This window comes from Pseudarthrobacter sp. RHLT3-21 (genome assembly GCF_059383495.1).
Genome location: NZ_JBWZCI010000001.1, coordinates 273,267 through 299,843, shown reverse-complemented (window position 1 = coordinate 299,843; position 26,577 = coordinate 273,267). Strand labels below are relative to the sequence as shown.

Annotated in this window: 27 protein-coding genes; 3 read left to right on the top strand and 24 right to left on the bottom strand. The window is 64.2% G+C overall.

The annotated features are described in order from the left end of the window. Positions 1 to 24 precede the first annotated feature (24 nt). The 5 genes from AC50YA_RS01365 to AC50YA_RS01345 all read right to left on the bottom strand — a co-directional run bounded on the left by AC50YA_RS01365 (position 25) and on the right by AC50YA_RS01345 (position 6,338). Positions 25 to 1,596, bottom strand: a complete 1,572-nt coding sequence (locus AC50YA_RS01365) for a transporter (RefSeq protein ID WP_494980598.1) — start codon at positions 1,594 to 1,596, stop codon at positions 25 to 27. Beyond that, positions 1,578 to 2,384, bottom strand: a complete 807-nt coding sequence (locus AC50YA_RS01360) for an ABC transporter ATP-binding protein (RefSeq protein ID WP_494980597.1) — start codon at positions 2,382 to 2,384, stop codon at positions 1,578 to 1,580. The genes AC50YA_RS01365 and AC50YA_RS01360 overlap by 19 nt, the downstream gene beginning before the upstream one ends. A gap of 72 nt (positions 2,385 to 2,456) precedes the next feature. Next, positions 2,457 to 3,554, bottom strand: a complete 1,098-nt coding sequence (locus AC50YA_RS01355) for an NADH:flavin oxidoreductase/NADH oxidase (protein ID WP_494980596.1) — start codon at positions 3,552 to 3,554, stop codon at positions 2,457 to 2,459. Beyond that, a complete protein-coding gene (locus AC50YA_RS01350; protein ID WP_494980595.1) occupies positions 3,554 to 4,561 on the bottom strand; it encodes a co-chaperone YbbN in 1,008 nt (335 codons plus the stop codon). Before AC50YA_RS01350 ends, AC50YA_RS01355 begins: the two co-directional genes overlap by 1 nt. A 76-nt stretch (positions 4,562 to 4,637) precedes the next feature. Next, positions 4,638 to 6,338 carry a DUF8094 domain-containing protein gene (locus AC50YA_RS01345; protein WP_494980594.1) on the bottom strand — a complete coding sequence of 567 codons (1,701 nt, stop codon included), beginning with the start codon at positions 6,336 to 6,338 and terminating at the stop codon, positions 4,638 to 4,640. Positions 6,339 to 6,554: 216 nt separating this feature from the next. Between AC50YA_RS01345 and AC50YA_RS01340 the strand changes: the two genes are divergently transcribed. Then, positions 6,555 to 7,874 carry an AI-2E family transporter gene (locus tag AC50YA_RS01340; RefSeq protein ID WP_494980593.1) on the top strand — a complete coding sequence of 440 codons (1,320 nt, stop codon included), beginning with the start codon at positions 6,555 to 6,557 and terminating at the stop codon, positions 7,872 to 7,874. A gap of 10 nt (positions 7,875 to 7,884) precedes the next feature. Here the strand turns inward: AC50YA_RS01340 and AC50YA_RS01335 are convergent, their stop codons facing one another. Next, on the bottom strand, positions 7,885 to 8,685 hold the full coding sequence (locus AC50YA_RS01335) for an alpha/beta hydrolase (protein WP_494980592.1): 801 nt from the start codon (positions 8,683 to 8,685) through the stop codon (positions 7,885 to 7,887). Positions 8,686 to 8,792: 107 nt separating this feature from the next. Further along, the gene (locus tag AC50YA_RS01330; RefSeq protein ID WP_494980591.1) at positions 8,793 to 9,149 is read right to left on the bottom strand and encodes an Rv1322 family protein; all 357 of its coding nucleotides are present in this window, start codon (positions 9,147 to 9,149) and stop codon (positions 8,793 to 8,795) included. A 37-nt stretch (positions 9,150 to 9,186) separates the two neighbouring features. On the opposite strand from AC50YA_RS01330, the gene nucS reads away from it, so the two are divergent. Further along, positions 9,187 to 9,882 (top strand): endonuclease NucS, encoded by a 696-nt coding sequence (nucS, locus tag AC50YA_RS01325; protein ID WP_058933052.1) that lies wholly within the window; start codon positions 9,187 to 9,189, stop codon positions 9,880 to 9,882. 316 nt (positions 9,883 to 10,198) lie between these two features. After that, complete coding sequence (locus AC50YA_RS01320; RefSeq protein WP_011692441.1) at positions 10,199 to 10,402, top strand: cold-shock protein; 204 nt, start codon at positions 10,199 to 10,201, stop codon at positions 10,400 to 10,402. A 147-nt stretch (positions 10,403 to 10,549) separates the two neighbouring features. Here AC50YA_RS01320 and AC50YA_RS01315 read toward each other — a convergent pair whose 3' ends face one another. From AC50YA_RS01315 to AC50YA_RS01235, 17 genes are all read right to left on the bottom strand, one after another. Continuing rightward, complete coding sequence (locus tag AC50YA_RS01315; RefSeq protein WP_494980590.1) at positions 10,550 to 13,099, bottom strand: bifunctional lysylphosphatidylglycerol flippase/synthetase MprF; 2,550 nt, start codon at positions 13,097 to 13,099, stop codon at positions 10,550 to 10,552. Continuing rightward, complete coding sequence (locus tag AC50YA_RS01310) at positions 13,096 to 14,403, bottom strand: alpha/beta hydrolase (protein ID WP_494980589.1); 1,308 nt, start codon at positions 14,401 to 14,403, stop codon at positions 13,096 to 13,098. The genes AC50YA_RS01315 and AC50YA_RS01310 overlap by 4 nt, the downstream gene beginning before the upstream one ends. A 4-nt stretch (positions 14,404 to 14,407) precedes the next feature. Beyond that, positions 14,408 to 14,839, bottom strand: a complete 432-nt coding sequence (locus tag AC50YA_RS01305; RefSeq protein ID WP_494980588.1) for a DUF2550 domain-containing protein — start codon at positions 14,837 to 14,839, stop codon at positions 14,408 to 14,410. Positions 14,840 to 14,849: 10 nt separating this feature from the next. Continuing rightward, positions 14,850 to 15,134: a F0F1 ATP synthase subunit epsilon gene (locus tag AC50YA_RS01300; protein ID WP_160672012.1), complete on the bottom strand. Its 285-nt coding sequence runs from the start codon at positions 15,132 to 15,134 to the stop codon at positions 14,850 to 14,852. Between the two features lies 1 nt (position 15,135). Next, positions 15,136 to 16,590, bottom strand: a complete 1,455-nt coding sequence (gene atpD, locus AC50YA_RS01295) for a F0F1 ATP synthase subunit beta (protein WP_494980587.1) — start codon at positions 16,588 to 16,590, stop codon at positions 15,136 to 15,138. A 75-nt stretch (positions 16,591 to 16,665) separates the two neighbouring features. Next, positions 16,666 to 17,559 (bottom strand): F0F1 ATP synthase subunit gamma, encoded by an 894-nt coding sequence (locus tag AC50YA_RS01290; protein ID WP_494980586.1) that lies wholly within the window; start codon positions 17,557 to 17,559, stop codon positions 16,666 to 16,668. A gap of 75 nt (positions 17,560 to 17,634) precedes the next feature. Next, positions 17,635 to 19,272, bottom strand: coding sequence for a F0F1 ATP synthase subunit alpha (gene atpA, locus AC50YA_RS01285; protein ID WP_494980829.1), 1,638 nt, complete (start codon positions 19,270 to 19,272; stop codon positions 17,635 to 17,637). Between the two features lie 83 nt (positions 19,273 to 19,355). Further along, positions 19,356 to 20,183, bottom strand: a complete 828-nt coding sequence (locus tag AC50YA_RS01280; RefSeq protein ID WP_494980585.1) for a F0F1 ATP synthase subunit delta — start codon at positions 20,181 to 20,183, stop codon at positions 19,356 to 19,358. Next, complete coding sequence (locus tag AC50YA_RS01275; RefSeq protein ID WP_494980584.1) at positions 20,183 to 20,734, bottom strand: F0F1 ATP synthase subunit B; 552 nt, start codon at positions 20,732 to 20,734, stop codon at positions 20,183 to 20,185. Before AC50YA_RS01275 ends, AC50YA_RS01280 begins: the two co-directional genes overlap by 1 nt. 56 nt (positions 20,735 to 20,790) lie before the next feature. Next, complete coding sequence (gene atpE, locus AC50YA_RS01270; RefSeq protein WP_009356484.1) at positions 20,791 to 20,994, bottom strand: ATP synthase F0 subunit C; 204 nt, start codon at positions 20,992 to 20,994, stop codon at positions 20,791 to 20,793. Between the two features lie 78 nt (positions 20,995 to 21,072). Further along, positions 21,073 to 21,873: a F0F1 ATP synthase subunit A gene (gene atpB, locus AC50YA_RS01265; RefSeq protein ID WP_494980583.1), complete on the bottom strand. Its 801-nt coding sequence runs from the start codon at positions 21,871 to 21,873 to the stop codon at positions 21,073 to 21,075. An 81-nt stretch (positions 21,874 to 21,954) separates the two neighbouring features. Further along, positions 21,955 to 22,293, bottom strand: a complete 339-nt coding sequence (locus AC50YA_RS01260) for a hypothetical protein (protein WP_494980582.1) — start codon at positions 22,291 to 22,293, stop codon at positions 21,955 to 21,957. Further along, positions 22,286 to 22,768, bottom strand: a complete 483-nt coding sequence (locus AC50YA_RS01255) for a Cg1360 family ATP-synthase-associated protein (RefSeq protein WP_494980581.1) — start codon at positions 22,766 to 22,768, stop codon at positions 22,286 to 22,288. Before AC50YA_RS01255 ends, AC50YA_RS01260 begins: the two co-directional genes overlap by 8 nt. A gap of 92 nt (positions 22,769 to 22,860) precedes the next feature. Next, complete coding sequence (locus AC50YA_RS01250; RefSeq protein WP_494980580.1) at positions 22,861 to 23,973, bottom strand: MraY family glycosyltransferase; 1,113 nt, start codon at positions 23,971 to 23,973, stop codon at positions 22,861 to 22,863. Beyond that, on the bottom strand, positions 23,970 to 24,929 hold the full coding sequence (locus AC50YA_RS01245; RefSeq protein WP_494980579.1) for a glycosyltransferase family 2 protein: 960 nt from the start codon (positions 24,927 to 24,929) through the stop codon (positions 23,970 to 23,972). The genes AC50YA_RS01250 and AC50YA_RS01245 overlap by 4 nt, the downstream gene beginning before the upstream one ends. Then, positions 24,926 to 25,699, bottom strand: a complete 774-nt coding sequence (locus AC50YA_RS01240; RefSeq protein ID WP_494980578.1) for a WecB/TagA/CpsF family glycosyltransferase — start codon at positions 25,697 to 25,699, stop codon at positions 24,926 to 24,928. Before AC50YA_RS01240 ends, AC50YA_RS01245 begins: the two co-directional genes overlap by 4 nt. Beyond that, a complete protein-coding gene (locus AC50YA_RS01235) occupies positions 25,696 to 26,568 on the bottom strand; it encodes an L-threonylcarbamoyladenylate synthase (RefSeq protein ID WP_494980577.1) in 873 nt (290 codons plus the stop codon). Before AC50YA_RS01235 ends, AC50YA_RS01240 begins: the two co-directional genes overlap by 4 nt. Positions 26,569 to 26,577: the final 9 nt, after the last annotated feature.

Below are 26,577 nucleotides of genomic sequence, written 5' to 3'. Positions count from 1 at the left end.
TGGCCTTTCTGGTGCTTTACGGAATCAGCGGTTGACTGTCAGTTGGGCCAGCATCTCCGGGCCACGGGCCTCCAGCCAGCGGCCACCGATCCTGATGCCCACCACAAAAAGTACCAGTCCCAGGACCGGGCCCAGCGCAAGGTTCAGCCACCCGAAGACGGGATTTCCCGTCACGCTTTGGGCAATGATCAACCCGGCTTCCGGAAGCACCAGGATGGACAGGACACCCATGCCGCCGAACTGCACGGCCATGGTCTGGCCGACGTTGCCGGGTGGCTTCTTGAACGGGCTGTCTCCGGGCAGGGGCACTGCGACGTTGTACCGCGCCGAGACTACCGACGAGAGGCCAAGACCGGTCAGGAGAATTCCCACCGAGAGTCCCAGCACTCCGGGCAGCCATTCCCAGCTGCCGGTGAACATAAACGGCACCACTGAAAAGGCCAGCACCACCGGGACGGCGAGAATCAGGCACGCCAGGGCCCGGCCCAGCCGGTCCGGGACTCCCCGTACGCCGGTGGCTAGGTGGAGCGCGAACGCGGTGCTGTCGTAGGAGATGTCGGCGGAGATCGACCAGGCCATGAGGAAAGCCGTCAACGGGCCCAGCATCGCGAGGATTCCGAAGCTGTCCCCCTGGCTCGCCTGGAAGAACATCACCACCGCCAGCAGCGGAATCACAATGAGCGATCCGCCGTAGCGGGGATCCCGCAGCCAGTAGGTCAGGGCACGTGCCGTGACGGCGCCGGTCGGTGTTGCAGGCAGGAGCGCGAACAGCCCCAGTTTGCCGCCCTTGCGGCTCCCGCTCCCCGCATACGGAGGGTTAACAAGTGCACGTTCCAGGAGGACTTTCCAGCACCAGGCAAGTCCCGCGAGGGTGAGCAGCGAAATGAGCAGCTTCGCGGCGGCCTCACCGGGCCGTCCGGCGTCGACGTCTCCGCCCAGGGACCAGGCAGCACCCAGCGGCGTCCAGGCGAGCGTCCGGGCAAAGGCAGGCAGGAACCCGGCGGACGCCGAGATCCCCTGCGACACTCCGGCCACGATGGGGCCCATCAGGATCAACGGGACCATAAAGACAACGCCGCTGACGTCCTTGAAGCGCCGCGACGCCGCCAGGCTGGCCGTGGCGGTGGTGACCACCTTGCACAGCACAACGCACGTCATGACACCGAGGGCCGCTCCCAGCAACGCGGCAAGGGCAGGAACGAAGCCGCGCGCCCACGTGCCCACGGTGGCCAGTGCTACGAGGGACGTGGCCACCCCGGGAATTCCGATGAGGCCGCCCAAAGCCAGTCCGGTCAGGAGCTGCCGCATGGGGACCGCAAACGTGGTGAAGCGGGCGGGATCGAGGGTCATGTCTGTGGCCGAGACCGCCACCGGGATGATCCCCCAGCCCAGGATGGCCGCTGAACCGGCGAGCACGACGGCCGTGAACGCCAGCTCGTTGTTTTCCTGCCGCAGCATCACCAGTGCCACGACCAGCGCACCCACGATTCCGAGCGCATAGAGACCGCCGAAGGCCAGGCCCACGAGCTGCCAGGGGCTGCGCCGAAGGCCGTTCCGCAGCAGGGTCAGCTTGAGCCTTAGGAGGTGCGCAACCATTCCAGGCCTTCCGTGTGGTTGCGTCCGCCGACTAGCTGGACGAACCTTTCTTCCAGCGATGCCCCGGCGCGGACTTCGTCCACGGTCCCGGCAGCGAGGAGCCTTCCGGCCGCCACTACGGCGACATGGTCGCACATCCGCTGGACGAGGTCCATAACGTGGCTCGAGACGATCACCGTCCCGCCGGAGGCCACATAGCTGTCCAGGATGGACCGGATGTTGGCCGCCGAGACGGGATCCACGGATTCAAAGGGTTCATCAAGCACCAGCAGCCGCGGGGCGTGGATCAGTGCCGAAGCCAGGGCGATCTTTTTGGTCATGCCGGCCGAATAGTCCACCACGAGGGTCCCGGCGTCCTGGTTGAGGTCCAGGGCCGACAACAGCTCGCCCACGCGGGACGCCACCACGTCTTTGTCCATGCCACGCAGCAGCCCCGCGTACGTGACCAGCTGTTCGCCGGTGAGCCGGTCAAAGAGGCGGACACCGTCCGGGAGGATGCCCATCAGTTTCTTGGCCTCCAGCGGCCGGGCCCAGACGTCCACGCCGTGGACAATGGCTGTGCCGAAGTCCGGCCGCAGCAGGCCGGTGGCCATGGACAACGTGGTGGTCTTGCCGGCGCCGTTGGGGCCCACGATGCCAAAGAATGAACCTGCCGGGACGTCGAGACTGATCCCGTCCACGGCGATTTTTCCGCCGAAACGCTTGGCGAGCCCACGGATGGACAGGGCAGGAAAAGGCCCGGCGTGCGCCACCGGATCAGAGTAGGGATCGGGATGCGGAGCAGTCATAGTGCCAGCCTAGACCCAGGTCCCTGCCGACGGGGTCCTCCCGCAGGAGTAGGGCCAAAGGCGTAGGAATGCCTAGAACGAATGCCGCGGGATGGCCCGTTCGTACTGAGGCGCCCACGGGAGGTCATGCCCCAGTTCAAACGCCGCCCGGAGCCACCAGTGCGGATCCCGGAGCGCGGCCCGGGCAATAAACACGCCGTCGGCCTGCCCGGTGGCCACGGCATGCTCCGCCTGGCCTGCGGAAGTCAGGAGGCCCACGGTGCCCGTGGGAACCCCGGCTTCCCGGCGGATACGTGCGGAGAACTCCGATTGATAACCCGGACCCGGCTTGATGTCCTGATGGGCCACGGCCCCGCCGCTGGAGACGTCAATGAGGTCCACCCCGTGCACCGCCGCCTGGGTGGCCAGCCGGACCGAAGACTGGACATCGACGCCGCCCGGCGCCCAGTCGGTGGCCGAAATCCTCAGCAATAGGGGCATGGATTCGGGGATGACATTGCGGACCGCATCAACAACGGCGAGCATCAGCCGGTTCCGGCCGGCTTCGTCCCCGCCCCAGGAATCGGTCCGGGTATTGATCAGCGGGCTTTGGAACTGGTGCAGGAGGTAGCCGTGCGCGCCATGGATCTCCACGGTGTCGAAGCCGGCGTCCACGGCACGCACTGCGGCGGCCGCGAAATCGGCAATGACCTCCCGGATCTGTGCCTCGGTCATCGCGGCGGGTGCGGCATAGCCGTCGAAGGCAAGCCCTGCTGGACCCACCGTGGGCCAGCCGCCGTCGGACTCCGGGACGCTCCCCCGCTGCCCGGCGAACGGCCAATAGGTGGACGCTTTCCGGCCCGCGTGGGCAAGCTGGGCGCCGATCTTCGCTTCAGCGGCACCGTGCCGGTGCACAAAGGACGTGATCCGCTGCCAGGCCTCGGCCTGTTCGTCGTTGTACAGCCCGGCGTCGCGGGGGCTGATCCTGCCGGCCGCATTCACGGCGGCCGCCTCGGTGAGAATCAACGCGGCGCCGCCCGCGGCGAAGGAGCCCAGATGCATCAGGTGCCAGTCGTTCGGAACCCCCGGGGCGCCGTCGGGACCGCAGCTGTACTGGCACATGGGTGACACCCAGCCGCGGTGCGTGAGTTCCAGGGAACGGATCTTGAGCGGCTGGAACAGGGCCGGCACTAGAACAGGACCCTGGCGAGTCCTTGGCGTGCCTTGGCCACCCGGGGGTCGGACGTGCCCACCACGTCAAAGAGCTCCAGGAGCCGTACGCGGGCGGTCTCCCGTTCCGGGCCGAAGTTCCGGCCGATGAAGGTGATCACGCGGTTCAGCGCGTCCTCCACGTGGCCGCCGGACACGTCCAGGTCCGCCACGCCCAGCTGGGCGGCCAGGTTGTCAGGTTCGTTGGCGGCGAGGGTGCGCAATGCTTCAGAGTCCCCGGCGGAGAGCGGCTGGATCCGGGCCATCAGCTCCACCTGGGCCAGGCCGGCCTTGGCCTCCGCGTCGGCGGGCATTTCCAGCAAGGCCTGGCGGTAGGCCACGGCTGCCGCCTCGTAGTCGCCCGCCTCAATGGCGTCGAAGGCGGCCTGGTGCAGCGGCGGGAGGGGTGCCGGTTCCGTTTCCGGCGGCGTACCGCCCCCGCCGAGGCTGCCCGTGACGCCGTTGGCGGCCGCCACTTTCAGCAGTTCATCCAGGAGGGGCCTGATCTGGGCTTCCTCGGCGCCGCCCTGGAAGAGCGGTACGGGCTGGCCCTTGAGGACGGCGACGGCAGTGGGGACGGCCTGGACCTGGAAGGCCTGTGCCAGCTGCGGGAAGGCTTCGATGTCCGCCGCCCCTAACACCAGGCGGCCGCCGTAGCTGTTGATGACCCGCTCCAGCGAGTCAAGCATCGCGGCGGATTCCGGCGAGTACGCCGCCCACAGCGCGAAGACCACGGGCACCTGGGCGGAAAGCTCCACGAGTTCCTGGAAGTTGCCTTCAGTGACAGTGACCCGCAGCGGCGCCGCGCCGCCGTCGTGCGCTACCGCATCTGCTTCTGCGCTGGCACCGGCATCCCCGGGAACCGGCGGATTGCCGGGAGCAGCGGGCGGCGCCTGGCGCTGTTTCAGGGATGAAAGGTCGACGGCGCCACGCAGGTTAAGCAGGCTGGCAGCGGCTGGAGGGACTGGGCGGGAAGCTGGCGAACTCATGCTTTCCACTCTAGCCACTCCGGCCGCTGCCGGGGGTAAGCCGCCGGGGCAATGTCAGGGACTGGACCCTGCGGACCTATTTGAAGCTTGCGCCTACCAGCCCGCGCGTTGCGGCCACCAGCTTGATGGGATCCGTCGAACCTGCCGGCGGGACGTAGACCGCCATTGATTCAGCAAAGTTCAGCACCATTCCGGTGGTGGTTTCCTTGCCGCCGGCGAGCGCCGCGGCGTCGTCGCCGATGGTGAGTTTGTCACCGGAGGCTTTCGGCGTGCCATCAAAGCCGAAGTTGATCCGGCCCAGCACCAGCGCCCCGCCGTCGGCCGTCCGGAACACAACAGTGCTTTCCGGCACCACCTTGTGGGTGAAGGAGAAGTTGCCGTTTTCGCCTGACTTGACCACCTCGGCCTGGTACGAGAGCGTGTCGGCGATGTACGGCGAGGATGCCCCCTCCACCAGCTTGTCCTTGAAGCTCGACTCTGCATTGGTCAGGCGGTCGGCCAGTCCGGCCATGGCTTCTTCGCCGCTGTACAGCAGGCCCGACTTGTCGTTGGCGGCCAGCGTGTCCGTGCCGTCCCGGCCGATGGCGGGGAAGGTGGTTCCCGGCTGCAGCGGGGTGGTCTCGGTCAGCTTGTAGTTCTCCCGGGGCGAGGGCTGGACCAGGGTGAGCAGCTGCGGGACGACGTTGCCGTCACCCTGCGTGACGGCAAGGACCGAACGGGGCCAGCTGCGGTCGCTGGTGACCACGGTGGTGAGGAGCTTGGTGGAACGGACTGGCATCCGGGCTTCATACGTACCCACTTGGGATCGGATCTTGTAGTTCTGGGTGCGGACCTCAAGCTCCGTCCCGGCGACGCGCTCTGCGAGCTTGGCTGCGTCCTTTGCGGCGTCGCCGGCGTCGGCGGCGCTGGAGACCTGCTCCAGGATCCTGCGGAACTGGGCGTCCAGGAGGACCGGTGCGGCTGCCTGGGCGGCCGCCGGCGACGCTGATTCGGAAGCCGGGGCAGGGGTGGTGGCCGCGTTGGCAGCAACACCCGTGCCGGCCACAACCAGGGCAGTTACTGCGGCTGTGACCATGCCGCCGGAAACCATGCCGAGCCGTGAGGAGGACTTCGCCTCAGCCCTTGCCCGGGCACGCCGGGCGAACAGGCTTCCTTTGCCATTGCCATTGCCTTCGCCGTCGCGCTTGCGGGCGGACAGGACCACCAAAGCGATGCCGGCGAGGATCAGCAGGCCGCCAAGCACCGTCAGCGGGATGGCCCACGGGGTGCTCGTGTCATTCGGGAACGTCATGGAGATCGACGACGGTGCGGGCTTGGTGCCATCGGACGCCAGCAGCAGCGACCATTCGCCGTCAGCGGGGGGAGTCCATGAGTACTCCAGCTCGCCGCTCGCGTTTTCGGTGGACACCCAGAGGTCGGATCCGGACGGATTCGGCGCGGTGGCGTCGCCGTCGGCGTGCTCAACCTGCAGGGTTTTGTTGTCCTCGGAAACCCCCGTGATGGTGTTGTGGGCTGTCGGGCCCACCCAGGCGTCCACGTCGTCAGGCCGGCCGGCCGCGAGCAGGAAGTTGCCGTCGCCTTCGATCTTGATCTTCACCGTTCCGCCCTGCGCGGTGCGCAGGTTCTGGTCGATGACGGTCAGTGGCGCCGCCGCGGCATCTGCCGGGGCGGATGCCGTAAAGGTCTCGGAGGGAGCCCAGATTGTCTTCTGGCCGATACCGGCCAGAAGTGTCAGGAGGCCGAGCAGCACGAGTGCAACTGCAGTCTTGAAGCGCAAAGGAAACACCTATCATTCGCGGGGGTTTACTTTCAATAGTAACCGTTTTGTTACCAGAACCCCCGTTTGGGTGCCGGCGGAGTCCGGACACAGCGGTGCCGGCACGGCCCGGCGGGCGCCCTCGCTCCTGTTGGCAAGGCTGCTGATAGTGTTTGCGATGATCATCACATCGGCCCGCAGATGCGGCGCCACGCACGGAACAGGCCCCCTAAACCAGTGACTGACAAGACGGAAGAGTCCTCCACGGGACACGAAAATCAACCGGCCGCTGGCGCCCTGGAATCCTCGCCGGAAAGGCCTGCGACGGCCAGGCTGCGGGACTCCGCAGCTGCCGCCCTTGGCCAGCTTGTGCGGCGCCTGCGCCAGCCGCTGCCGGGCGCCCAGCCCAGGCTCCGGTTTGAGATCCCGCCGGAATACAACCACACGGAAGAACCTGCCGCCACCGAGGACGGCGAGGCCGGCAGGACGCCCGCGCAGTTTGGCAGTCCGGGTCCCCGGATGTCGATGCAGCATCCCCTCTACATGGGCTTTATGGGCACTGTAGGCGTGGGCCTTGCCCTGCTGGTCTACTGGATCGGTTCCAACACCACGCAGCTGCTGCTGTGGATTGTCGCTGCCCTGTTCATTGCCCTTGGTCTGGAACCCGTGGTCGGGTGGCTGGAGAACCGCCGGATTCCCCGCCCGGCCGGCATTCTCCTGGCCGTCCTGGTCCTGGTGGTGGCTGTAGGAGGGTTCTTCGCTACCCTCATCCCCACCATCGTGGAACAGGTCACCCAAATTGTGGTGCAGGCACCCACCTGGGTACGGGACTTCATCGACTCAGAATTCTTCCGCAACGTGGATGACCAGTTCGGTGTGCGCGACCGCATCAACGAGGAACTCGACAAATTCGTCAACAATCCCGAGGCGATGGGCGGGATCTTCGGCGGGGTGGTGGGCTTCGGTTCCACCCTGGCCAACGGGCTCTTCGGCACGTTGATCGTCCTGGTCCTGAGCCTCTATTTCCTGGCAGCCCTTCCGGCCATGAAGAAGTGGGGCTACCGGCTGGCGCCGCGGTCGCGCCGGGCACGGGTGGAAGCCCTGTCCGAGGAGATCACCCGTTCCGTAGGCAACTATGTGATCGGGCAGGCCTGCGTGGCATTGCTCAATGCCACGTTTGCGTTCATTGTGATGTCCATTGTGGGTGTCCCGTTCGCCCTCCTGCTGGCCTTCGTGGTGGCCCTGCTGGCGTTCATCCCCCTGGTGGGCGGCATGATCGCCGGCATCGTGGTCCTGCTGATCGCTTTGACGGTCGGGTGGCAGACGGCCGCTGTCTACGGCATCTGCTACTTCGCCTACCTCCAGTTCGAGGCGTACTTCATCTCCCCGCGCATCATGCAGAAAGCCGTGGCCGTGCCGGGGGCCGTTGCCGTGATCTCCGTGATTGCCGGCGGCAGCCTGCTGGGCGTCCTGGGCGCACTGATCGCCATCCCGACGGCGGCCGCCATCCTGCTCCTGATCAAGGAGATCTACATCGTCCGCCAGGACAAGCACTAACGGACAGGCACTAGGCGGCTGAGGTAGCCACCGGGCCGTTCCACACCTGCGGCAGGCCTTCGGGTCCGGATCCTGCTTCCGTCACCTCATCTACGATTTCATTGAGCACGCGGGAAGCGTACTTCTCCCCCACCCAAAGGTGCTTGGCGCCGTCCACCCCCACCACCCGGGCCTGCGGCACCAGGCTGAAGCGTTCAGCGGCGGCCGCCGGCTGCAAGTAGTCATCATGCTCCGGCACAAGCACCGTGAGCGGCTTGGCGGAGTCCGCCCAGAGGCGCAGGTGGGCGTCGGTGGCACGGTGCAGCGGGGGCGACAGCAGCACGGCACCTTCGATTTGGCTGGCCACAGGCTCAACGGCACCGTACATCAGCGCCAGCTCGGTGCCGAAGGACCAGCCCACCAGCCAGCGGTTGGGCAGTTGGCGTTCGACGGCGAATCGCACGGCCGCCTCAACGTCCTGCCGCTCGCCGATCCCCTCCTCGAAGGAACCCGCGCTGGTTCCGCGCGGCGAACCCGTCCCGCGGGTGTTGAACCGAAGCACGGCCACGCCGGCAAGGGCAGGAAGCCGGTACGACGCCTTGCGATAAACATGCGAGTCCATAAAGCCGCCGTGCGTCGGAAGCGGATGCAGGGTGATCAACGTGGCGGTGATCGGGCCCGACTCCGGCAGCGCCAGTTCCCCCACCAGGGCGTGGCCATCTTCGGTGCGGAGCTCGATGTTCTCGCGCCGGGCCGGCAGCACCGTTGACGCGCGGATGGGTGCGGGCCCTGCTGGCTGGCTGAATTCGTACGACGCCGGATCAAAAGTCATGCCTGCCAGCTTAGCGACTTCCGGCGGCCGCCAGGCGCCGTGTTCCGGCTCGTTGGCGCGGATTCTCCGGAGCGCCGCTCGCCCGGGCTGGTCCGGGCTGGTCCGGGTCAGCGGTAACGGTAGGTCCGGGACAGCCAGCAGTTCGTGTGCCAGTGGCGGCGTTCAGCCAGGCCGGCGGCCGCACCGAACAGATGATCGTCCTTCCAGACCACCAGGTGGGCGATTCCGGGGACAACAGCGGTGGAGCAGCCGGGGCAAATATAGGTTTTTTCCGCGTTCCTGGCGGTCATGGTCCTGACCATCCACTCGCCGTCGGGCGCACTTTCCCGCCGGGCGATTCCAGCACGCGCCCGCTCCAAATCCAGCTCAGGAACATCGCCGTTGCCCTTTTTGCCGGCCGGCTTTCCGGCAGCTCCGCCCGGCCTTTCGGAGGCAGGTCTGCGGGGACGGTTGGAACGCGGCATGCCTCCATTCTGCCCCAGCCCCGGTAGTGTGTACGGCGTGCGACTTGTCATAGCCCGATGTTCAGTTGATTATGTTGGCCGGCTCAAAGCCCATCTCCCCCTTGCCACCAGGCTCCTGCTGGTCAAGGCCGACGGCTCGGTGCTGGTCCATTCCGACGGCGGCTCCTACAAGCCGCTGAACTGGATGAGCCCGCCCGCAACCCTGCGGGTATCCTCGCCGGAGGACATTGACCTGGAGCTTGGCGTCACGGAACAGTGGACAGTCCAGTCCGCCAAGACCGATGACCGCCTGATCATCAACATCCACGAGCAGCTGCACGAGTCCTCCCACGATCTGGGCGTGGACCCCGGACTGATCAAGGACGGCGTCGAAGCTGACCTCCAGCGCCTGCTCGCCGATCAGATTGAGACCTTGGGCTCGGGCTTTTCACTCATTCGCCGCGAGTACTTCACCGCCATCGGCCCGGTGGACATCCTGGCCCGTGACGCCAGCGGGGCCACGGTGGCCATCGAGCTGAAGCGGCGGGGCGACATCGACGGCGTGGAACAGCTCACCCGCTACCTTGAACTCCTGAACCGCGATCCGCTGCTGGCTCCGGTCCGTGGCATCTTCGCTGCCCAGCAGATCAAACCGCAGGCCAAGGTGCTGGCCAACGACCGCGGCATCGACTGCATCACGCTGGATTATGATGCCATGCGCGGTGTGGACGACAGCGACTCCCGGCTTTTCTGATGCCCGCTATCCGCTTTTCTGACGCCGGGTATCCGCACCGGCGACCGCCTTCGGCCCCTGACAAGGGGCTTCATCCGTTTTTTACGCCAAATTTGCCGTATTGGCCGTTCAGAGGCGTTGACCTGAAGGAATCGGCGTGAAATTCTTAGATCAGTCTTTGTGTAGGTGTTTTTCATGCTCGCAAGACAAGTTGCGAGCGCGAAGCTCCTGCAGCGCATGTTCCCAGGAACGGCATTGAAGGATTCTTCTCGCGGAGTGACCAAGTCCAGCACGAGGTGTGCCGGACTTAGACAAGTTCCATAATGAGGAGAAATAAATGGCACAGGGAACCGTCAAGTGGTTCAACGCTGAAAAGGGCTTCGGCTTCATCACCCCGGATGACTCCGATGGCGATGTCTTCGTTCACTACTCGGAAATCCAGACCGGTGGCTTCAAGACCCTCGACGAGAACCAGCGCGTTCAGTTCGAAATCGGTCAGGGTGCCAAGGGCCCCCAGGCTACCGGCGTAACGCTGGTCTAGTCTCCCGCCCGGTGGCCGCCAGCTGCGCGGCTTCCAGCGAAGACGAGATCCCCGGCATCCGTGCCGGGGATCTTTTCTTTGTCCACCGCATGTTTGTCCACGGTGACTTCGCCAGCCACAAAAGCTTCGGGCCTACTTCCAGGACGATCAGCTTCCCTGGCCCACCAGGCCCCGGACCAGCCGTGCCCCCTGGCGCAGCGAAAGGCCGGGCAAATAGGCCCGCGTGAGCGCCCGGCCGATCGCAGGCAGCTGCAAGGGATCCTGGTAATACAGATAAAGCGCCCGGTACTCCGGTTTGAAGCGTGATTTGAAGGCCGCCAGGGACCGGAATCCGTAGACCGGTTCAAGGGCGTGGCCCACCACATCGAGGATGCGGACGAGGTTCTCGGCCTGCATCGGCTCCCCCGGTGTCTCGTCGTCGGGCAGGCTGGCGAGCGGGGACCCGGAGAGCGAGATGACCTCCACGGATTCGCGCAACTCCAGGACCGCCGAAGCAATCAGGAACTCCATCACCCCGGGAAACCCGTCGGCACCCCGGCGCATAACGTCCAGCGTACGGCTGACCAGGGTCCCGCCGTCGTAAACCGGCAACCAGCTGGTGACCCCGTGCACCTGGCCGTCGCCGTCCACGGCAAGGCAGCACAACACCTCGTCGTCCATCAGCTCATCAATGCCGCCGAGCGTGAATCCCATTTCCGGAACTGATTTTCCTGCCGCCCATTCCTCCGATACTTCGCTGAGACGCGCGCGCAGCGCGGAGGGAAGCCCGTGGTAGGTACCCCAGACGGCTTTGACGCCCAACTTGGCGGCGCGGTTCCGCGCAGTCCGTACGTTCTGCCATTCCTTGCCCGTGAATTCGAGTTGCCGGACCGACAGCCTGGTCTCCTGCGCCACGGACACGCGCTGGAAGCCCTGGTCCCGCAGGATAGGCCACAGCGTGTCGTCGCACGAGTAGAAGGCCGGGCTGAGCGCGCGGCCGCCGCAGTAGGAAAGAAACCCTTCAGCGGTCCGCTGACGGGAGTCGGCCGCACCGAAGGGGCCCGCAAGCGTCAGGGCAATACTGCCGTGCAGCTGGTAGGCGACGGCGCCGCGTCCATCCGGGCTGAACCAGTACCGGTTGGGCTCCCAGAGGGCCATCCACGACAGTGAATCGCCGCCCTCATGCAACAGCTTCCGCGCTGTGGCCCTGTCGTCGTGGCCCGAATCGCTGCCATGATGCCGGCCCAGGAGCACGGACCAGACGCCAGCCAGCGCAACAAGCCAGAAAACGGGCCCGGAGTAGCCAAAAATGAAGGACTCAAGGCCGTTCCGGTCAGCAAAAACCCGGTGATAGAGATTAGGAAGTGGAACCGGCAGATACTGCCTGGACAATTCGGCCAACAAACCCAGCAGGCCGCCGTCGCGCGTTATGCCCCCTGCGGCAAACCAGGCAAGGGCGTAGCTCCCGGCCAGCAACAGCCAGACACCCCCTACCACTGTCAGCAGCCGACGCCGGGCAGCCGGGACAGTCTCCACGCGGAACTGCCGGCGGTTTACCCAGAGCAGGACGGCCAGCAGCAGTGGGACGATCACCAAAGGCAGAATGTGGGCAAAACCCGAACCCATGGCGGCAGTCTGCGGCCGCGCCGGATAGTGCGGGATCAGCGCGAACAGGGCCAGGTAGACGGCAGCCATCGCCGTGACTGCCACTTGAAGGGCCAATGTGATGCGCAGTGCCATGCGGCGGCCCCGGCGCATGCCGTCAGCACAGATGAGGAGCAGAACCACCGGCACAACTGCCAGGACGAGGCCAAACGGACCGGCGAAGCCCGTCCGCCCCACCTCCAGGCAGGATGCCTCCACTGTTGCTCCGCAGTTAGCTTCGAGCTGGCCCAGTGTGGGCATGGGGTTCAGCACCACGTCCCGGAGCAGCGCCAGCGGGCCCGTGGGCGTCCGGGCAACGGCGGTAAGGATGGGGCCCACGGCGAACACGGCCACCGTCAGGGCAAGCAGGTTCCTGGTTTCCCTGCCGCTCGAGCGGGGCGGGTGAAGCTGGCCGTGGTCGCCCTGGTTCCACCAGCTGGCCGCGAGACCCACCGCCGCACCTGCCAGGCCGATGACGGTCTCGGCATGCCCCACGTACAGAACCAGCAGGAGGGACACGGAGAGCAGTGCCGTGCGCAACCGGCGCCGCCACAGAACAGGAATCCTGCCGCTCGCGGCGAGCGAAGCCGCCAGGATAGCGGCATAGGGCCCGATCAGGCTGTTGTCCGCCATCAGCCCCAGCCAGCCGTCTCCCGCGTACCTCGCCAGCTGGGTCAGGAGCAGAAAGACTGTGACAGCCGCAAACTGGCCACCGAGGAAAAACGCTGCCGTCTGAAGGGGCCCAAGGCTCCTCTCGGCCAGTCCCAAGAGCAGCAGGATCATCAGGGTCGCCACCAGATAGGCCAGCGGGTTGGTCACAAAGAACAGTGACGTCACCAGGGCCCACCAGTGCCCGGCCTTCAGGCCAGGGGCGCTGACGCCTGCGACGGAAAGAAGCTCCTCCGGCGGTCCGCTGAGGAAGCTGCCGGTTGCCGCCCCGACCACCAGGAAAATGCCGAGGATACTGAGCGTCAGTGGCACGGACCGCAGGTAGCCCCACGTTCTTCGGCCGGCCGGGAGCACGACAGTTGACCAGAGCAGGGCCGGCGCACGGGTTTCGTCTGCCTCCCTCATTTGGCCCACCCCCAGTGTTCGGCCAGCAGCTCAAGCCCATTGTCCAGGCCGGGCGTCAGCACGTCCCACGAATGGCCGGTGTGCGCCACCACGTCCGAGCCCACGGTGAAACCTGCGCCGAGGGCCGCCGCCTCAAGTGTTCGAAGATTTGCCACAAACTCAGGATCGGTAGCCCCGGCCGCGAAATACGCCACACTGCCAGGATACTTGCGCTCCTTCAACAGAGTCAGCGGCAGCTGGGCATCAAAGGCGGCGGTGTCGCCGTGGAAAGCCGCGTCAACCGTTTTCTGGCGTTCCTTGGCCAGCGCAGGTTCGCTCTCGCTGGAAAAGGCGAGGACACCCGTGTACAGCTCCGGGTGGCGGGTGGCCATCTGAACCGCACACGTGGCACCAAAACTGAAGCCGCCTATGGCCCATTGCCGGTGGTCGGGGTCCACGTCCAACGTCCCTGAGATCCATTCCGGCACGTCCACCGAGAGGTAAGTGTCTGCCTTGGCGATGGCGCTGTCCATGCAGAGATTGTTCGCTGACTGGCTGCCGTTGGGATCAGGCACCACAACAATGGGCGCCACTCCCCCGTGCCGGGCGGCGAAAGTGTCCATGCGGGCCCGGAGCGACCCGCCGGTCAGCCAGTCGGCGGGGCCGCCGGGCTGGCCGGGCACCAGAAGCAGCACCGGAAGGCTGGGACGGTTCGAAGCAAAGTAGGCCGGCGGCAGGTAGATGTACGAGTCGCGCGGCTGGAGGCCCGAAGCAGTTCCTGGAATGGATGCGGTGCGGAGAACGCCATCAGCAGGGAGCTCATTGGCGGGTTTCCATCCGTCCAGAGTCGTTGCCGGGCTGTGCGGTTGGCGCATCAGCTCCCGCTCCAGCGCCGGGATGCGGCTCAGCGCCGTTCCCGTCAGGTCCGCAACAGTCCGGTTGAGGCCGAAATACGCGTTGATCTGCACCGCGGCCAGCAGCGCCACGGCGAGGAGGGCAAGCACATCCAGCACACGGCGGCGCCACGACCCCGTGGGGAGCCGGAGCAGCACCAGCAGAAGGGCGGCAGCGGCGGGAAACACCCACGCCAGGACGTCGAACGGCAGTTCTTCGGGAAAAGTTGAGGCCCAATAGATAAGGACCCAGTGGACTAGGAGCACCATGACGGCGGCGGCGGCCACGGCGGCGGCGACACTGAGGAACCAGCGGCGGCGGCCAAGGGCGCGCGGCAGCCAGATCAGGGACAGTGCGGCGGCAGCCCCAAGGGCCCAGGCGGCCCAGTACACCGGCCCGTCGGTCAACCGGATATCAGCAATCCAGTCCACGTGGCTAACGCCAGGTACCCACGCCGATGACCGGCCCGGCTTCCAGCCAGGAGGACAGCCCCGTGTAGGCATCGAATTTCATGGCCAGCCGCAGATCCTGGCCTTCGCACCGCAGTTCGACAATCACGACGTCGGGCTGGACCTTCACGGCTTCGGCGTCGGTGGGTTTACGCCGGCCCAGCAGTTCCAGGGAGCTGCGTTTGAACTTATGTTTGGGACGCACGCTCAGGGAAAGCAGGCGGAACCATTCCAGGTCGTTGTCCTGATAACGACAAACCCCCATCTGCCAACTGTTTCCAGCGATGCAAATGGAGGCGTCCACTGTGCCGAGGGCGCGCCGCAGATTGAAGCGGCGCACCCCCGAAAGGCACAGTACGAAAATCAGCAATCCGAAAGCGATTGCCAAGGCGACGAACGTAAGAGTCGGAGCGTCCATCAGTGTCGTGCTAGCGGATCCCAGCAGTAGCCGCGTCACCCAGTTGGGCGTTGTCAGCAACAATCACCACGCGGTTGTTGTCGACGGAGAAGAATCCCCCGTCAACGGCCACGGTAATGCGGTTCCCGGAAACCGGCTCAATGGCCAGTTCACCTTCGGCCAGGATCGCCAGCAGGGGCGAGTGGCCGGGCAGGATTCCGATCTCACCATCACTGGTGCGGGCCTTGACCATCTTGGCCGCTCCGGACCACACGAAGTGATCCGCTGCGACAATCTCAACCTCAAGCTCAGCCATATTACTTGGTCTGTTCCTGGATCTTGGCCCACTGGCGCTCAACGTCGTCCAGGCTGCCGACGTTGAAGAACGCCTGCTCTGCAACGTGGTCAAGTTCGCCGTCGCAGATAGCGGTGAAGCCTTCAACCGTGTCCTTGATGGTAACGGTGGAGCCTTCCACGCCGGTGAACTGCTTGGCGGTGTAGGTGTTCTGGGAGAGGAACTGCTGGATACGGCGTGCACGCGACACGACGATTTTGTCCTCTTCCGACAGTTCGTCAACACCAAGGATGGCGATGATGTCCTGGAGTTCCTTGTTCTTCTGCAGGATCTGCTTGACGCGGACAGCCGTGTTGTAGTGGTCCTGACCGATGTACTGCGGGTCCAGGATGCGGGAGGTCGACGTCAGCGGGTCAACGGCCGGGTACAGACCACGGGAAGCAATTTCACGGGAAAGTTCCGTGGTTGCGTCCAGGTGTGCGAAGGTCGTGGCCGGGGCCGGGTCGGTGTAGTCATCTGCGGGAACGTAGATGGCCTGCATCGAGGTGATCGAGTGGCCCTTGGTGGACGTGATGCGCTCCTGGAGGAGGCCCATCTCGTCAGCCAGGTTGGGCTGGTAGCCCACGGCCGACGGCATGCGCCCGAGGAGGGTGGAAACCTCGGAGCCTGCCTGCGTGAAGCGGAAAATGTTGTCGATGAAGAGCAGCACGTCCTGGTTCTGCACATCGCGGAAGTACTCCGCCATGGTCAGGGCAGACAGTGCAACGCGCAGACGCGTTCCCGGCGGCTCATCCATCTGGCCGAAGACAAGGGCAGTGTCCTTGAGGACGCCCGCCTCTTCCATTTCAACCCAGAGGTCGTTGCCTTCACGGGTACGCTCGCCAACACCGGCGAATACCGAGGTACCACCGAAGTTACGGGCCACACGGGTGATCATTTCCTGGATCAGAACCGTCTTCCCCACGCCGGCGCCGCCGAACAGGCCGATCTTTCCACCCTTGATGTACGGGGTGAGAAGGTCGATGACCTTGATGCCGGTTTCCATCATCTCGGTGGAACCCTCAAGCGTCGCGAAGGCCGGGGCCTTGCGGTGGATGGGCCAGCGCTCGGTGATCTCGAGTTCGGCCTCCGTCACGTCAAGCGGCTGTCCGAGGACGTTGAAGATGTGTCCCTTGACGACGTCGCCGACGGGCACGGAGATGGGGGCACCCGTGTCCACCACAGCGGTACCGCGGACGAGGCCGTCGGTTGCCTGCAGGGAGATGGCGCGAATCACGTTGTCGCCGAGGTGCAGGGCAACCTCGAACGTGATGGTCTTGGTCTCACCGTTGAGAGTAATCTCGGTGGTGAGTGCGTTGTAAATCGAGGGGATTGCGTCAGCCGGGAATTCGACGTCGACAACCGGGCCAATAACACGTGCAATACGGCCGGTAGCACCGGTCGTCGCGGCTACGTGTTCGGTAGCAGTGGCAGTCATCTCTCTCACTTCACTCAGTAGATGGCGTGGGGTTAAGTTTGTTCGTTAGTGCAGGTACAGCTGGACCGGACCGGGCTAGGACGCATTCAAGGCGTCGGCACCGGCAACGATTTCAGAAAGCTCCTGCGTAATTTCAGCCTGTCGGGCAGTGTTGCGCAGACGCGTGTACTTCTTGATGAGGTCCGTGGCGTTGTCGCCGGCAGACTTCATCGCCCGCTGGCGGGCTGCAAGCTCGGAAGCTGCTGCCTGCAACATGGCGGCAAAAATGCGTGACTCGATGTAGCGCGGCAGCAGGGCATCAAGGACCTGCTCCGCTTCCGGCTCGAATTCGTAGAGCGGCAGGAGGTCCGACTCGGACGCCGCCTGCTCTTCAACAACCTCGAGCGGAAGCAGACGGATAACCGTCGGCTCCTGCATCACCATGGACTTGAAGCGGGTGTAAACGACGTGGATCTCGTCGACGCCGCCCTCTTCGTAGTCTGTCGCGAAGGCTTCGAGCAGCGCCGCGCCGACTTCACGGGCAGTTCCAAACTCGGGCGCATCGGTGTTGCCGGTCCACACACGCTCGTAAGGAAGGTTGCGGAAGTCAAAGTACGCCTGCGCCTTGCGGCCCATCACATACGTCTTGACTTCTTTGCCCTCCCCGCGGAGCAGCTCGTTGAGGCCAACCGCCTGCTTAAGCACGCTTGCCGAGTAGGATCCGGCAAGGCCACGGTCAGCACTGATGACCAGGACGGCGGCCCGGCGGATCTGCGCCGGTTCGGTGACCAACGGGTGGTCGATTTCGCTCTGGCTCGCGACAGCAGAAACGGCACGCGTAATCGCGTTTGCGTAAGGCAGTGAAGCCGCTACGCGTGCGCGGGCCTTGCCAATGCGCGAGGTAGCGATCAGTTCCATCGCCTTGAAGATCTTGCGCATCGACGTGGTCGAGCTGATCTTCTGGCGGTAGACCCGAATCTGGGCTCCCATACTTTTCCTTTCCTAAGATCCCGATGGCCGGGACTGCCGGAACCTCAAAGGTCCCGCCAGTCCCTGCCAGCGAAACTAGCGCTTCTGCTTGACGATTTTTTCCTGGTCGACGTCGCCCTCTGAGATAGCGTCGTGCTCCTCGTGGCCGGCGCCTACCAGGCGGTTGTCACCCTCGCCGAAGAAGCCCTTTTTGAAGTCCACAATCGCGGTCTTCAGTGCTTCAGCAGTGTCGTCGTCCATAACGTTGGTCTGAGCCAGCGTCGTCAGGATGGAGGACTTGTGCTTGAGGTGCTCCAGGAATTCGGTCTCGAAGCGGTTGATGTCCTCAACCGGAACCTCGTCGAGGTAGCCGTTGGTACCAGCCCAGATGGACACAACCTGGTTCTCGATCGGGAACGGTGAGTACTGGCCCTGCTTGAGCAGTTCCATCAGGCGGGCACCACGGGTCAGCTGCTGGCGCGATGCGGCATCGAGGTCCGATGCGAACATGGCGAACGCCTGCATGTCGCGGTACTGGGCCAGTTCCAGCTTCAAGGTACCGGAGACCTTCTTCATGGACTTGACCTGCGCAGCACCACCAACGCGGGACACAGAGACACCCACGTCAACAGCCGGACGCTGGTTGGCGTTGAAGAGGTCCGACTGCAGGAAGATCTGGCCATCCGTAATGGAGATCACGTTGGTCGGGATGTAAGCAGAGACGTCGTTTGCCTTGGTTTCGATGAGCGGCAGGCCGGTCATCGAGCCTGCACCGAGCTCGTCGGAGAGCTTGGCACAACGCTCCAGCAGACGGGAGTGCAAGTAGAAGACGTCGCCCGGGTAGGCTTCGCGTCCCGGCGGGCGGCGCAGCAGCAGTGAAACTGCACGGTAGGCCTCAGCCTGCTTGGAGAGGTCATCGAACACGATGAGGACGTGCTTGCCGCCGTACATCCAGTGCTGGCCGATGGCCGAACCGGCGTACGGTGCCAGGTACTTGAAGCCTGCGGGGTCAGACGCGGGGGACGCCACAATAGTGGTGTATTCCAGTGCGCCGTTGTCCTCGAGAGTCTGGCGGACAGCCGCGATCGTCGAAGCCTTCTGACCGATTGCCACGTAGATGCAACGCACCTGCTTGGTCACATCGCCGGAAGCCCAGTTGGCCTTCTGGTTGATGATGGTGTCGATGGCAATAGCCGACTTGCCCGTCTGGCGGTCACCGATGATCAGCTGACGCTGACCGCGGCCGATCGGGATCATGGCGTCGATAGCCTTCAGACCGGTCTGCATCGGCTCGTGGACCGACTTACGCTGGGTCACGCCGGGCGCCTGGAGTTCCAGTGCACGGGTGGTTTCGGCCTTGATCTCGCCGAGGTCGTCGATGGGCTGACCCAAGGGGTCAACCACGCGGCCGAGGAAGGCGTCGCCTACCGGTACGGACAGAACCTGACCCGTGCGGTGGACTTCCTGGCCTTCTTCGATTCCGGTGAAGTCACCGAGTACGATGACACCGATCTCGCGGACGTCAAGGTTCTGGGCCAGGCCCAGGGTGCCGTCTTCAAAGCGAAGCAGCTCATTCGCCATGACCGAGGGAAGGCCCTCAACACGGGCGATGCCGTCACCTGCGGTTGTTACACGGCCAACCTCTACGCGCTCTGCGTTTCCGGGTTCGTAGGACGCCGCGAACTCGTTCAACGCATTACGGACGTCGTCGGCGTTGATGGTCAATTCGGCCATCTGCAGTCCCTGCTCTCCTGTTTTCGTGATCATCGTTGCTCACGATGACCGGGGTTTCGTTTCGTTAAGTTGTGCTTGTCCGGCTAACCGGCCAGTTGGCGGTGAAGCTGTCCCAGCCGGGCGACAACCGAAGCGTCGAGCACTTCGTCACCCACCTGGACGCGGATTCCGCCGATCAGTTCAGGATCAACAGTGATATTGACCTTGAGCTCGCGACTGTACAGGGTGTTCAGCCCTGCCTGGAGGCGGGCGAACTGCGTCTCCGTCAAGGGACGGGTGACGCTGACCGATGCAATCCAGCGCTGCTGCCGTTTGGCTGCCAGCTCGGCGAACCGGGCTACCAGGCTGGTGGCCTTAATGCCGCGCGGCTGGGAAACTGCCTGCGCAATGAGGACTTTTGCTTCCTCGCCTGCGCCGGGATGCAGCTTCTGCGCCAACCCGATCTTCGCAGCAGCACTGGCCTGCGGCTCCGACAGAGCACGTTGTACCTCATGGTTGGAGGCAACGGCCTGGTTGAAGGAGAACAGATCGTTCTCCAGCTCTTCCAGCCCAGAGATTCCGGAGGCAGAAACGGCCGACTTGTTTTCAGCAACGGCGATGACCACCGTTGCGGCAAGCGTCTCGAGTGCATCGCCGATATCTCGGGCCGATGCCCAGCGTGAACTGGCCAGTCCGCCCGCGATGTCCGCAGCCTCAGCGGAGACTTTTCCGCCAACAAGCTGCTTGACCAGCGCAGACTTTTCGTCACCGGTGCGGGACGGGTCAGTCAGGGCGCGGCGCAAGCCAGCCGAGCTGTCCACCGTTCCCAGGATTCCGAAGAGTTCCTTAGCCAACTGCAGCGAGGCCAACGGAAGTTTTGCTTCCAGTTGGGTCAGCGCCGTGGTCAGCGATTCGCTCGATACACCTGACATTACTTAGCTGCACCTGCGTTCTGGTTCTCCAGATCTGCCAGGAAGCGGTCAACCACACGAGCGGAACGCTCGTCATCGTTGAGCGCTTCGCCGACGATGCGGCCTGCCAGCGTGGTGGCCAGCGTGCCTACCTCGGAGCGCAGGGACACAACTGCGGCCTGGCGCTCCGATTCGATCTGCACGTGTGCCTGGGCCGTGATGCGGGCAGACTCAGCGGCGGCCTTTTCCTTCAGATCTGCAAGAATCTGGGCGCCTTCTGCACGAGCTTCCTCGCGGATGCGGTTAGCTTCTGCGCGGGCGTCCGTGAGCTGCTGCTTGTACTCTTCGAGGGCGGCTGATGCTTCTGCCTGGGCCTTTTCAGCCTTGGCAATGCCGCCTTCGATTGCCTCTGCGCGCTCTGCAAACGTCTTTTCGAACATCGGGACAATGAACTTGACCACGATGAACATGAGGACAGCAAAGCCGGCGAGGACAACGCCCATTTCCCAGACGTTGGGTACCAGTGGGTTAGTCTCGCCCTCTGTGGCGGCTGAGATGATCACCTGGTTCATAATTCACCCGTCCTTTTCTACTCGGTTCTGGATGTTCGCTTGGTTCTGAAGTCGGACTAGAGAACGAAAGCGAAGACCAGGCCGAGGATGGCGAGGGCTTCAGTCAGCGCGAGGCCGAGGAATGCGATCGGCTGCAGGACGCGCTGGGCTTCCGGCTGACGTGCTACGCCGTTGATGTAAGCGGCGAACACGAGACCAACACCGATACCACCGCCGATTGCGGACAGACCGTAACCTACGAGGTTGAGATTGCCTTCCATTTTATTCCTTTCAAGATGCCATCTATGTGGCAGGTTGTTTGGTTTGCTTCATCCCCGTGAGGGGAAGTTTGTGGGTGCCTAGTGGCTGTCCGCGTGCAGTGCGCCTTCGATGTAGATGGCGGTCAGCAACGTGAAGACATAGGCCTGCAGGGCCATGATCAGTGCTTCCAGCATGTACATGGCGACAGCACCGGCGATGACCAGAAGGGAGGTTCCCTTGAGCAGGATGTTCTCCTGCATTACGAGGAACTCAATGCCCGAACCGGCGATCATGACGATCAGGTGACCGGCCAGCATGGTGGCAAACAGACGGAGGCTGTGCGTGACGGGCCGGACCAGGAAGTTCGAGATGATCTCGATCGGGATGATGAGCGGGAGAATATAGACCGGTACGCCGGAGGGTACGGTGGCCAGCTTGAAGTACTTCAGGCCGTTCTTCTTGATGCCGATGGCAATCCAGGTGATGTAAACAATGCCCGCGAGGACATAGGCGCCACCGACGTGGGAGAAGCTCGGGATCTGAAGCACGGGAATTGCGCCGTAAATGTTGTTTACGAGGATAAAGAAGAAGAGGCTGAACAACAGCGGCACATACTTCATAAAGTCTTTGCCACCGATAATGTCCTTGGCGATGCTGTTACGCACAAAGCCATAGGCCATTTCACCAGCGAACTGGAGCTTGCCGGGAACAAGCTGCTGCTTCCGCGCAGCTAGCAGAAAGAATGTGGCGATAATGACGACCGACAGGATTACGAGCAGCATCTGCTTGGAGAATCCGTCAGCCACCCCCCACGGCAGGATTGCCGGCAGGTGCATTTCTTCAATTCCAGGAGGATTGAACTCTCCTGAATCTTGGGCCGGGAGCGCAAGCGCGATCAACGCGTTTCCTCTCTGCAGTGTCCATCATTGGGCGTTGGTCGAGGACCCGCGGATTTGTGCTCCGCAGCTCCCCCTGTGAAATTATTTGGCATTTGTGTTTCCGTCCGCGGACGGGCCGCTGTCTGCGCTGCTCTTACCGGCCGGGGTTCTGGAACTGGTAAGGCCATGCATGTGGGAAAGATAGAAACCTCCGAGAGCTCCAAGCAGAGCGCCTGCGAGCACGATCCAGCGGGTTCCGCACAGATAATCCAGACCCCACCCTATCAAACTCCAGACGATGATTCCGCCAATAATGTAGCTAAAGACGGCCATTCCGGCGTTGTATCCGCCGTCGTTGTTTTCGGCCGACACCCCCGGCGTGGGAGCAGCGTTCCTGGGCACGGAGGAACCGTTTTCCGCTGTTCGTTTCCGATCAGACATCGTTTGGCTCCTTGGGCTCGGGGTCGTTGTAAATCTGCAGGCGCGCCGTGCTGAAGCCATAGATTTCGGCGGCCTGCCAGAAGACAACAGTGGCAACGGCACCAATCAGGAACCATTGTCCGTGAAGCCAGGCAGGTGCTTCGATCACAAACAGGACAACCGCGAAACCCACGACCTTGACGAAGTAGGTGGCCACGAACATTCCGATGGCACCTGAGGGGTTGTTGCGCCCCATGAAGTGGCCCACCAGAAGACTGATGGCGAAGAAGAGCATCACCAGGAGGCCGCCCAAAGTACTGGACAGGACGCCGCTGGGGCCGTTCAGGACCACAGCCGGGATGCCCGCCAGGATCAGTGCGCCTGCACCGGCAGCTGAACTGAGCGCGAGGAGGCGAAGCCACAGGGATCGCGTGGGACCGGAAACACCAACGGGTCCGCTGCCGGACGCACGTCCGGATTCGGCGTTGGAGGTCATAAGATCCCAATCGTCGGCGCCCTGGGGCTGGGTGGAGGGCAGCTTGGGCTGCCCCTGAATTCTACACGAGATAGAAATAAATCCGAACGCTGTTACGTCGGCGACTGGTCACTGTGGCGGCGCAGGTATGGCCAGGCCGTAATCAGGCCCATGACCAGCGTGGCGAAGATGTCGGAGGCCAAGACAACCTGCCAAGGGAAGACTGCAAAAGCCAATCCCCCGAAGGACAGGATGGCGGTCCAGAGGTACATCAGGATCACAGCCGTCCGGTGCGAGTAGCCGATATCCAGCAGCTTGTGGTGGAGGTGGCCGCGGTCTGCGGACCATGGCGAACGTCCCCGCGCCGTCCGGCGGACAACGGCGAGGCCCAGGTCAAGCAGTGGCAGGAACAGTACGGCGAATGGCAGCAGAATCGGTATGACTGTGGAGATACCGTTGGCGCGGTCGTACAGCCCTGAGCCGATCTGGCCGGTGGAGACGATGCCGGCGGCCGCCATCAGCAGGCCGATCAGCATGGCACCGGAATCGCCCATAAATATCTTGGACGGGAACCAGTTGTGCGGCAGGAAGCCGATGCAACTGCCAACGACGACGGCGGTGAGGAGGGTGGCAAGGTCCGAGTAGTCCAACAGGACGGCGTTTCGGTGCACCCAGTATGCCGTGAAGAAGAAGGCAGTTCCCCCGATGATGGCCACACCGGCGGCCAGCCCGTCGAGGCCGTCAATGAAGTTGAAGGCGTTCATGGTGGTGACAATGAGCCCGGCCGTCAGTACCACCCGGAGCAGTTCGTTTTCCAGGTAGATCGGCTCCGGGACCCACGGGACAATGGTCATCCGGACTCCCCAGATGGCCACCACCAGGGCCGCGGCGCTCTGGCCAATGAGTTTGACCCACCACCGGATGTCCAGGAGATCGTCCGCGATCCCCACAAGCACGATCAGCGCAGCGCCCGCCAATACGCCCCATGGCGAGAAGTTGTTCCGGTAGATGTCCTTGACGAAGAAGGACTGGCTGGCCACGATGAGGGCCACCAGTATGCCAAGAAAGATGGCCACACCGCCCAGCCGGGACACCGGCGTCGTATGCATGTCACGGCTGCGGATGGGGGCGTGGAGTTCGAGCCGGTGCCCGATGACCCGGGCACCCCAGGTGGCCCCGTAGGACACAATGGCAGCCGTCAGCCCCATCAGGAGGTACATGATCATGTGACGGGTCCCCCTGCATGCCGAACATCGCGGAGCGGATAGATTCCGCTGAGCACCTGCTCGTTACTCCGGGGCGCCTTCATTCCATGCAGCAGCCCGCGCAGGAGTCCCTTGATGAGGAGGAGCCTGTTCGGTGAGACGGCAATTGTCCGGGTCCAGTTGCGGGCGGAGGCGCCTGAGTACAGCACCTTCTCCCAAGGCGTGAGGGCAGCTGATCGTGTGTAGATCCAAAGTTTGTTCCGCACTTCGTAGTAGAAGCGCGCACCTGGATCAGCACCGGCGTCCCCAAAGGACTTCGTGTGGTGGTTCGCCACTGACTTTTCAACGGAGATGGCATTCCTGGCCCGGGAGATCCGAGCTGTGTACTCCAGATCGTCATTCCAGATGAAGTAGTCGGCGATGGGAAGTCCATGGTGCCGTATCTGCCCGGCTTCGATCAGGATCGAGACGAAAGACGCGGTCCTGATCTGCAGTCCCCCGGCCCGGCCGGCGATCCCGCGGTCGTCCTCGCTGGCACCCAGCCGTGGACGCATCCGGTTCATCGGGTGGTCCCGCCCGTCGGTCCAGACCACCCGGCTGGCAACAAAACTGGGCTCCCCACCGGATTCAGCAGCGTAGGCGTGTGAAGCTGAAAGGGCTTCTTCGAGCGTCCGGGGCTGCGGTTCCGTGTCGTCGTCCATGATCCAGACATAGTCTGCTGCATGGTCCAGGACCGCGCGCTCCATGCCCACCACAAACCCGCCGGCCCCGCCCAGGTTCTGCGGGAGCCTGATGGTGTCCGTGGGAACCGGTCCGTCATACGCCGCCAGGAAACCCTGGGTGCCGTCTGTGGACGCATTGTCGACGATGACGATCGTGGAAGGCAGAACTGTTCCGGAAGTGATGCCTCGGAGCGTGGTCTCGAGGAGGTCCCGACGGTTGTACGTAACAACCACGGCGACGACGTTCTTGGTCATTTGCTGGCCTCTGTATCCGTGGATCGAAATTTCCGGCTGGCCAGGACAGCGGCCAGCTTCCAGGGCTCAATGAACACGCGTCCGAAGACCCTCCGGGGTGAGTGAATGAGACGCCACAGCGATTCAAAGCCCAGCCGGCCCAGCCACCGCGGGGCGAGCCGCTGGTGGCCGGAAATCTGGTCCACTGCGCCGCCCACAGCACCATACACTGCGTCAGGGAGGTCGCCGCGGCGCTGCCACAGGAAGGTTTCCTGCAATGGCATCCCCAATCCCACAAGGACGAGATTCGGCCGGAAGGCCCGAAGTTCCTCGACGACGGCGCGTTCCCGGTCCGGGCCCCAGTTCTCCCCTGCGAGGCCCAGAATCTCTGTTTGGGGCAACTGCATCCTCAGCCGGCGGCAGGCCTCTTCGTTGCCGCGGCTGTTGGTCCCCACCACGGCCAGCCGGTCGAGGCCGGTCACGGACGCCAGGTGTTTGATCCAGTCCGTGGAACCGACGCGGAAGCTGGAATCGGCCGCCGCAGCTGCTCCTTGCCGCTTCCAGATCGCGTATACGGGTGCGCCGTCCATCAGCACAACGTCTGCGGAGTCGTACAGCGCCTTGAAGCCGGGAAGCGTGTGATAAAGGTAGCAGCTGTGCAGGTTGTGACCGACAACAGTGCGTCGGCCCCCCGCGGCAATGAGATCGCCGAGAGCTTCTGCCATCCGGTCTTCGGGCAGCGCAGTGACCTCGACGTCCAGGAGCCTTAGGCGGTCGCGGCCAACGATCATGCCTCCGGATCCTTCTCGGCGGGCGCTGAGGGCTCCCGGGTGGCGGGTGCGTCTTCCCCGGCTCCTGCGGCCTCCTTGGCCACTTCGGCCGTTGTGGCCCCGTCAACCTCTGCGGCTTCCGCGGCCACTGCCGTTTCGGCCACGGCTGCTTCCTCTGTCACGGCGTTTTCCTCGATCACTGCGGCTTCCTCGGGCTCAGCCATCGGAATTTCGCCCAGGCCCAATACCCCAGGAACGTGCTCCCGCAACTGCTCCAGGGACACGGCGCCGTTGCGCACCACGCGCAGGAGCGTCCCGGTGGCGTCCACAATGGTGGAGGGCACGGCGTCGGTACCTTCGACGGGTCGGAAACCGCCTTCGAGGTAGACCTCCACGGACTCCGCGAGCTGGGCGCGCGCCTCCGCGGCGGTCTGCGCCGGTGCCTGGCCGGTCCGGTTGGCGGAGGACACGGCCAGCGGACCGGTCAGGGTCAGGAGTTCCTGGGCCACTTCGTCGGCGGGCATGCGCAGGGCCACGGTTCCCTGGGTCTCGCCCAGGTCCCAGTCCAATGACGGCTGGGCGTGCAGGATCAGGGTCAGTCCCCCCGGCCAAAACGCCTCTGCCAGCTTACGGGCATCAGCGGAAACATCTGTGGCCAGGCCGTCCAGCGCGTTGATCCGGGGAATCAGTACCGGCGGCGGCATGGTGCGGCTGCGCCCTTTGGAGGCCAACAGCATGGTGACGGCCTGCGGCGAGAAGGCGTCGGCGGCTATCCCGTAGACCGTGTCCGTGGGGAACACCACGCACTTCTTTTCGCTGATGGCACGCTGGGCATGCTCCAGGCCAAGGGCGCGCTGATCCTCTGACGTGCAGTTGTAGGTTGTGGTCACTGGCCTATT

Excerpts from the sequence above, each read along its gene's own strand:
- AC50YA_RS01365 (WP_494980598.1), bottom strand. The coding sequence starts at position 1,596 with ATGGTTGCGCACCTCCTAAGGCTCAAGCTGACCCTGCTGCGGAACGGC.
- AC50YA_RS01360 (WP_494980597.1), bottom strand. The coding sequence starts at position 2,384 with ATGACTGCTCCGCATCCCGATCCCTACTCTGATCCGGTGGCGCACGCC.
- AC50YA_RS01350 (WP_494980595.1), bottom strand. The coding sequence starts at position 4,561 with ATGAGTTCGCCAGCTTCCCGCCCAGTCCCTCCAGCCGCTGCCAGCCTG.
- AC50YA_RS01335 (WP_494980592.1), bottom strand. The coding sequence starts at position 8,685 with ATGACTTTTGATCCGGCGTCGTACGAATTCAGCCAGCCAGCAGGGCCC.
- AC50YA_RS01330 (WP_494980591.1), bottom strand. The coding sequence starts at position 9,149 with ATGCCGCGTTCCAACCGTCCCCGCAGACCTGCCTCCGAAAGGCCGGGC.
- AC50YA_RS01320 (WP_011692441.1), top strand. The coding sequence starts at position 10,199 with ATGGCACAGGGAACCGTCAAGTGGTTCAACGCTGAAAAGGGCTTCGGC.
- AC50YA_RS01315 (WP_494980590.1), bottom strand. The coding sequence starts at position 13,099 with ATGAGGGAGGCAGACGAAACCCGTGCGCCGGCCCTGCTCTGGTCAACT.
- AC50YA_RS01305 (WP_494980588.1), bottom strand. The coding sequence starts at position 14,839 with ATGGACGCTCCGACTCTTACGTTCGTCGCCTTGGCAATCGCTTTCGGA.
- AC50YA_RS01300 (WP_160672012.1), bottom strand. The coding sequence starts at position 15,134 with ATGGCTGAGCTTGAGGTTGAGATTGTCGCAGCGGATCACTTCGTGTGG.
- atpD (WP_494980587.1), bottom strand. The coding sequence starts at position 16,590 with ATGACTGCCACTGCTACCGAACACGTAGCCGCGACGACCGGTGCTACC.
- AC50YA_RS01290 (WP_494980586.1), bottom strand. The coding sequence starts at position 17,559 with ATGGGAGCCCAGATTCGGGTCTACCGCCAGAAGATCAGCTCGACCACG.
- atpA (WP_494980829.1), bottom strand. The coding sequence starts at position 19,272 with ATGGCCGAATTGACCATCAACGCCGACGACGTCCGTAATGCGTTGAAC.
- AC50YA_RS01280 (WP_494980585.1), bottom strand. The coding sequence starts at position 20,183 with ATGTCAGGTGTATCGAGCGAATCGCTGACCACGGCGCTGACCCAACTG.
- AC50YA_RS01275 (WP_494980584.1), bottom strand. The coding sequence starts at position 20,734 with ATGAACCAGGTGATCATCTCAGCCGCCACAGAGGGCGAGACTAACCCA.
- atpE (WP_009356484.1), bottom strand. The coding sequence starts at position 20,994 with ATGGAAGGCAATCTCAACCTCGTAGGTTACGGTCTGTCCGCAATCGGC.
- AC50YA_RS01260 (WP_494980582.1), bottom strand. The coding sequence starts at position 22,293 with ATGTCTGATCGGAAACGAACAGCGGAAAACGGTTCCTCCGTGCCCAGG.
- AC50YA_RS01255 (WP_494980581.1), bottom strand. The coding sequence starts at position 22,768 with ATGACCTCCAACGCCGAATCCGGACGTGCGTCCGGCAGCGGACCCGTT.
- AC50YA_RS01250 (WP_494980580.1), bottom strand. The coding sequence starts at position 23,973 with ATGATCATGTACCTCCTGATGGGGCTGACGGCTGCCATTGTGTCCTAC.
- AC50YA_RS01245 (WP_494980579.1), bottom strand. The coding sequence starts at position 24,929 with ATGACCAAGAACGTCGTCGCCGTGGTTGTTACGTACAACCGTCGGGAC.
- AC50YA_RS01240 (WP_494980578.1), bottom strand. The coding sequence starts at position 25,699 with ATGATCGTTGGCCGCGACCGCCTAAGGCTCCTGGACGTCGAGGTCACT.